This is a genomic window from Erysipelothrix sp. strain 2 (EsS2-6-Brazil) (genome assembly GCF_016617625.1).
In the GTDB taxonomy this organism is placed as follows: Bacteria; Bacillota_I; Bacilli_A; order Erysipelotrichales; family Erysipelotrichaceae; genus Erysipelothrix; species Erysipelothrix piscisicarius.
This window is the reverse complement of sequence record NZ_SBAR01000026.1, coordinates 1-5,098: the sequence shown is the minus strand read 5'-3', so window position 1 is coordinate 5,098 and position 5,098 is coordinate 1. Positions and strand designations below refer to the sequence as shown.

3 rRNA genes are annotated in these 5,098 nt (G+C 48.0%); all 3 read right to left on the bottom strand.

What is annotated here, in order from left to right:
• Positions 1–32: 32 nt before the first annotated feature.
• A 5S ribosomal RNA gene (gene rrf, locus EPJ89_RS08645) occupies positions 33–146 on the bottom strand.
• Positions 147–222: 76 nt separating this feature from the next.
• Positions 223–3,120, bottom strand: a 23S ribosomal RNA gene (locus EPJ89_RS08640).
• 306 nt (positions 3,121–3,426) lie between these two features.
• Positions 3,427–4,965: ribosomal RNA gene (locus tag EPJ89_RS08635) — 16S ribosomal RNA — on the bottom strand.
• Together the 16S, 23S and 5S rRNA genes form the textbook arrangement of a ribosomal RNA operon.
• Between the last annotated feature and the right edge of the window lie 133 nt (positions 4,966–5,098).

Genomic DNA, 5,098 nt, shown 5'->3' with positions numbered 1-5,098 from the left:
AAAAAAAGACACTCTAAATAGAGTGTCAAATTACCTGGCGATGAACTATCTTCACTAGCGCTTGGCTAGATATTGTCGCCGCTAAAGTGCTTAACTTCTGTGTTCGAGATGGGAACAGGTGTGACCACTTCGCTAAAACCACCAGATCTTAGTGCTTTAGAGAGATGAACTCTCAAAACTGAATAACAGAAATTTGATCTTTTTCGAATCGTTGTATCTTTTGTGATTAAAACCTCGACCTATTAGTATCAGTCAGCTCCACATATCACTATGCTTCCACCTCTGACCTATCAACCTGATCGTCTCTCAGGGGTCTTACTACTTACGTATGGGAAATCTCATCTTGGAGTTGGCTTCGTGCTTAGATGCTTTCAGCGCTTATCCAGTCCATACTTAGCTACCCAGCGATGCCCTTGGCAGAACAACTGGTACACCAGCGGTATGTCCATCCCGGTCCTCTCGTACTAGGGACAGCGCTCCTCAAATTTCCTACGCCCACAACAGATAGGGACCGAACTGTCTCACGACGTTCTGAACCCAGCTCGCGTACCGCTTTAATGGGCGGACAGCCCAACCCTTGGAACCTAATTCAGCTCCAGGATGCGATGAGCCGACATCGAGGTGCCAAACCTCGCCGTCGATGTGAACTCTTGGGCGAGATTAGCCTGTTATCCCCAGGGTAGCTTTTATCCGTTAAGCGACGGCCCTTCCACGCGGAACCGCCGGATCACTAAGCCCGACTTTCGTCCCTGCTCGACTTGTAGGTCTCGCAGTCAAGCACCCTTCTGCCTTTACGCTCGTCGATTGATTTCCAACCAATCTGAGGGTACCTTTGGGCGCCTCCGTTACTCTTTAGGAGGCGACCGCCCCAGTCAAACTGCCCACCTGACACTCTCCCGGTACCGGATCACGGTACGCGGTTAGAACTTCAAACATACAAGAGTGGTATCCCAATGGCGACTCCACATATACTAGCGTACATGCTTCATAGTCTCCCACCTATCCTGTACATGTAGGCTCAAAGTTCAATATCAAGCTACAGTAAAGCTCCATGGGGTCTTTCCGTCTAGTTGCGGGTAACCGGCATCTTTACCGGTACTAAGATTTCACCGAGTCTGCTGCCGAGACAGCGCCCAAATCGTTACACCTTTCGTGCGGGTCGGAACTTACCCGACAAGGAATTTCGCTACCTTAGGACCGTTATAGTTACGGCCGCCGTTCACTGGGGCTTCAGTTCAATGCTTCGAACGAATTCTAACATATTCCCTTAACCTTCCAGCACCGGGCAGGTGTCACCCCCTATACTTCGTCTTGCGACTTTGCAGAGAGCTGTGTTTTAGTTAAACAGTCGCTTGGGCCTCTTCACTGCGGCTCTTACGAGCACCCCTTCTCCCGAAGTTACGGGGTCATTTTGCCGAGTTCCTTGGCAACAGTTCTCTCGCTCACCTTAGGATTCTCTCCTTGCCTACCTGTGTCGGTTTTGGTACGGGCCAATACATAATTAACGCTAGAAACTTTTCTTGAGAGCTGGCATCAGTTACTTCGCTACTTCCTCACGGGTTCACTCCTCATAACGCCTTTGCTTTGCATGGCGGATTTGCCTACCATACAGCTCCTTCGCTTAAACCAGCACTTCCAGTCGCTGGCTTAACCTAGCCTTCTCTGTCATTCCTTCACTTATGTATCGGGTACAGGAATATCAACCTGTTGTCCATCGACTACGCTTTTCAGCCTCATCTTAGGTCCCGACTTACCCAGGGAGGACGAGCCTTCCCCTGGAAACCTTAGGCAATCGGTGTGTCAGATTCTCACTGACATCTCGCTACTCACACCGGCATTCTCACTTCTATACACTCCACTGCTCCTTACGGTACAGCTTCAACGCAGTATAGAACGCTCCCCTACCATTTATTGAAACAATAAATCCATAGTTTCGGTATCATACTTAGCCCCGGTACATTTTCGGCGCAGGGTCACTCGACTAGTGAGCTGTTACGCACTCTTTAAAGGATGGCTGCTTCTGAGCCAACCTCCTAGTTGTCTGTGCATCCCCACATCCTTTTCCACTTAGCATGAATTTTGGGACCTTAACTGATGGTCTGGGCTGTTTCCCTTTCGACTACGGACCTTATCACCCATAGTCTGACTGCCAACTACTATCCACTGGCATTCGGAGTTTGATTATATTCAGTACCCCGAGATGGGGCCATCATACATTCAGTGCTCTACCTCCAGTGGCCTTACATTGACGCTAGCCCTAAAGCTATTTCGGGGAGAACCAGCTATATCTGAGTTCGATTGGAATTTCTCCGCTAGCCACAACTCATCCGCCAGCTTTTCAACGATGGTCGGTTCGGTCCTCCATTTGGTTTCACCCAAACTTCAACCTGGTCATGGCTAGATCACTCAGTTTCGGGTCTACCACAATGTACTATATCGCCCTATTAAGACTCGCTTTCGCTTCGGCTCCGTCTCTTCAACTTAACCTCGCACATTATGAGTAACTCGCCGGTTCATTCTACAAAAGGCACGCCATCACCCATTAACGGGCTCTGACTTCTTGTAAGCATACGGTTTCAGGATCTATTTCACTCCGCTTCCGCGGTTCTTTTCACCTTTCCCTCACGGTACTGGTTCACTATCGGTCACTAAGGAGTATTTAGCCTTACCGGGTGGTCCCGGTTGATTCCGACAAGGTTTCACGTGCCTCGCCGTACTCAGGATACCACTAGAGTATCTTACGCTTTCGTCTACAGGGTTTGCACCTTCTTTGACTGGCCTTTCAATGCCATTCGACTAGCTTCGATATCCCACGTTGTGGTCCTACTACCCCATCACGAAGATGGTTTGGGCTTTTCCCGTTTCGCTCGCCACTACTCAGGGAATCACTTTTGTTTTCTTTTCCTCTTGCTACTAAGATGTTTCAGTTCGCAAGGTTGCCTCATCATAAACTATGTATTCATTTATGTGTAATACTGCATAACCAGTATTGGGTTTCCCCATTCGGATACCCCCGGATCGTTGTGTACGTACCACTCCCCGAGGCATTTCGCTGTTAGTCGCGTCCTTCATCAGCTCTTAGTGCCTAGGCATCCACCGTACGCCCTTACATATTTAATCACATGTAATTTCGCGCCCTAATTCTTAAAATCAGGTTTTTTTACGCTTATCGCTTGATAAGCTGTGTGTTTGCTTTGATTGCTTACTTAATTGCTTAAGTTACTGTTTTTGTTTAACTTGATGTAAATCTAGTTTTATACAACTATTCGAAAAGATCATGTTGATAACATTTATTTCTTTGTCTATCTCTTTTTCTTTTCTGTTATTCAGTTTTCAAAGATCATTTTTCTTGAGATTCCAACGGACTCTCAAAACTAAACAGGAAACTTTAGGTGTCAACTTCACGTCTTTCTAATTACTCCTTAGAAAGGAGGTGATCCATCCCCACCTTCCGGTAGGGATACCTTGTTACGACTTAACCCCAATCATCGATCCTACCTTCGACGGCTCCCTCCTAGTAAACTAGGTTAGGCCACCGGCTTCGGGTATTACCAACTCTCATGGTTTGACGGGCGGTGTGTACAAGGCCCGAGAACGTATTCACCGCGGCATTCTGATCCGCGATTACTAGCGATTCCGACTTCATGGAGTCGAGTTGCAGACTCCAATCCGAACTGAGACGTACTTTCTGAGATTCGCTCCGCATCGCTGCTTCGCTGCCCTCTGTATACGCCATTGTAGTACGTGTGTAGCCCAGATCATAAGGGGCATGATGATTTGACGTCATCCCCACCTTCCTCCGGTTTATCACCGGCAGTCTCTTTAGAGTCCCCAACTTAATGCTGGTAACTAAAGACAAGGGTTGCGCTCGTTGCGGGACTTAACCCAACATCTCACGACACGAGCTGACGACAACCATGCACCACCTGTATCCGCCATAACTATTACACATCTCTGTGCTTTTGCGCGGTATGTCAAGACCTGGTAAGGTTCTTCGCGTTGCTTCGAATTAAACCACATACTCCACCGCTTGTGCGGGCCCCCGTCAATTCCTTTGAGTTTTACGCTTGCGCGCATACTCCCCAGGCGGGATACTTATTGCGTTAACTACAGCACTGAATTTCTCCAACACTTAGTATCCATCGTTTACGGCGTGGACTACTAGGGTATCTAATCCTATTTGCTCCCCACGCTTTCGAGCCTCAGCGTCAGTTACAGGCCAGTTAGCCGCCTTCGCCACTGGTGTTCCTCCATATATCTACGCATTTTACCGCTACACATGGAATTCCACTAACCTCTCCTGCACTCTAGTCTACCAGTTTCTATGGCATCACGGGGTTAAGCCCCGAACTTTAACCATAAACTTGATAAACCGCCTGCGCTCCCTTTACGCCCAATAATTCCGGATAACGCTTGCCACCTACGTATTACCGCGGCTGCTGGCACGTAGTTAGCCGTGGCTTTCTGGTAAGGTACCGTCATATAAGAAGCATTCCCTCTTCCTATCGTTCTTCCCTTACAACAGAGCTTTACAACCCGAAGGCCGTCTTCACTCACGCGGCGTTGCTCGGTCAGGGTTTCCCCCATTGCCGAAAATTCCCTACTGCTGCCTCCCGTAGGAGTCTGGGCCGTGTCTCAGTCCCAGTGTGGCCGGTCACCCTCTCAGGTCGGCTACGCATCATCGTCTTGGTAAGCCGTTACCTTACCAACTAACTAATGCGCCATAAGCCCATCTCGTTGTGATGTATCCCATCTTTAATTAATCTAAGATGTCTTAGATTAACGTATCCGGTATTAGCAGAAGTTTCCCTCTGTTATCCCAGGCATCGAGGCAGGTTGCTTATGTATTACTCACCCGTTCGCCACTAAGTTCCAAGGAGCAAGCTCCTCTTCACTTCGTTCGACTTGCATGTATTAGGCACGCCGCCAGCGTTCATCCTGAGCCAGGATCAAACTCTCCATTTGATTCTTTCTCTTTTTAACTCTGACGAGTTTTGTTTATTTATTTATCCGTATTTCTTTTTGAAATTGACGTTTCCTGTTTAGTTTTCAAAGACCATTTTCTGCACTCGGTTTCCCTTAGCGCTTGTATATAATA